Genomic DNA, 1,382 nt, shown 5'->3' with positions numbered 1-1,382 from the left:
GTACCACCATTATACGGTGGACGAGCATCTCATCCGCTGCATCGGCGTGCTGGCCGAGATCGAGCGCGGCGACGGCGCCAAGGTGCATCCGCTGGCGCACTCGCTGATGCCGGGGCTGAAGAAGAGCCGCGAGGCGCTCTATGTCGCCGTGCTGCTGCACGACATCGCCAAGGGCCGGCCGGAGGACCATTCGGAGGCCGGCGCCAGGATCGCACGGCGCATCTGCCCGCATATGGGGCTGTCGGCCGCCGACACCGAGACCGTCGCCTGGCTGGTCGAAAACCATCTCGTCATGTCGATGACGGCGCAGACGCGCGACCTCAACGACCGCAAGACGATCGAGGATTTTGCTTCGATCGTGCAGTCGGTCGAACGGCTGAAGCTGCTTCTGGTCCTCACCGTCTGCGACATCAGAGGCGTCGGGCCGGGCGTCTGGAACGGCTGGAAGGGACAACTGCTGCGCACGCTCTATTTCGAGACCGAGCTGCTCTTGACCGGCGGCTTCTCCGAGGTGTCGCGCGCCGAGCGCACCGCGGCGGCGCGCGAGCGGCTGGCCGAGGCGCTCTCCGCCTGGCCGGCGAAAGAACGCAAGCGCTATGTCGCCCAGCACTACGAGAACTATCTGCTGACCGTCGACCTGCCCGACCAGTTGCGCCACGCCGAATTCATCCGCGAGGCGGACGCCGCCGGCAAGAAGCTCGCCACCATGGTGAAGACGCACGAATTCGAGGCGGTGACCGAAATCACAGTGCTCGCGCAGGACCATCCGCGCCTGCTCTCGGTGATTGCCGGCGCGTGCGCGGGGGCCGGCGGCAACATCGTCGACGCGCAGATCTTCACCACCTCGGACGGGCGCGCGCTTGATACCATCCTGATCTCGAGGGAATTTGACCTCGATGAGGACGAGCGTCGTCGTGCCGAGCGCGTCGGGCGGCTGATCGAGGACGTGCTGTCCGGCAAGAGCTGGCTGCCAGAGATGATCGAGAAGCGCACCAAGCCGAAGCGCGGCGCCAAGGCTTTCCGCATTCCGCCGCGCGCCGAAATCCGCAACACGCTGTCGAACCGCTTTTCCGTCATCGAGATCGAGGGGCTGGACCGGCCGGGCCTGCTTTCCGAGATTACCGGCGCGCTTTCGGACCTTTCGCTCGACATCGCCTCGGCCCACATCACCACCTTCGGCGAAAAGGTGATCGACACCTTCTACGTCACCGACCTCACCGGACAGAAGATCGACAGCCCGACGCGCACGGCCACCATCCACAAACGGCTGATCGACACGCTGGACGGCAACGCGCCCGAACGCAACGGCAAGGCCAAGGCGGCGGCCGCCGAGTGATCATCACCATCCATTTGACGCAATTGCGCAGGCAGTCATCCACCGC

The 1,382-nt window shown here is 65.7% G+C and carries 1 protein-coding gene; it reads left to right on the top strand.

What is annotated here, in order from left to right:
- The coding region (locus tag EOA38_RS36665; protein WP_127301506.1) for an ACT domain-containing protein at positions 1 to 1,336 on the top strand (1,336 nt) is incomplete at its 5' end.
- Positions 1,337 to 1,382: the final 46 nt, after the last annotated feature.

The organism is Mesorhizobium sp. M1E.F.Ca.ET.041.01.1.1 (genome assembly GCF_003997355.1).
GTDB lineage: Bacteria > Pseudomonadota > Alphaproteobacteria > Rhizobiales > Rhizobiaceae > Mesorhizobium.
This window is presented reverse-complemented; position numbering and strand designations above follow the sequence as displayed.